Source organism: Cupriavidus sp. SIMBA_020 (genome assembly GCF_046535395.1).
Classification (GTDB): domain Bacteria; phylum Pseudomonadota; class Gammaproteobacteria; order Burkholderiales; family Burkholderiaceae; genus Cupriavidus; species Cupriavidus campinensis.
Map to the genome: position 1 here is coordinate 1 of NZ_JAWRWU010001112.1, position 255 is coordinate 255.

At 68.6% G+C, this 255-nt stretch carries 1 pseudogene; it reads right to left on the reverse strand.

Annotated elements, in window-relative coordinates:
- A pseudogene (locus tag SB751_RS32970) lies at positions 1–255 on the reverse strand (folate-binding protein); the annotation flags it as partial.

Below are 255 nucleotides of genomic sequence, written 5' to 3' on the forward strand. Positions count from 1 at the left end.
GGTGCGGCGGCCGCATTGACGATCATTCCGCACGGCTGGCCCGGGTCGTCGCTGTGGAACAGCTCGACGCCGGCATGCACGGTGTCGGTCTCGCCGGCGACGTGCGCGAGCGCGGTGCGGCGCTTGATCGTGCCGCGGTACTGGCTGCGCGCGACGACTTCCTGGCCCGGGTAGCACCCCTTCCTGAAGTTAACGGCGCCGATCACGTCGAAGTTGACCATTTGCGGGACGAACTGTTCGACGGCCGGCTGCGTG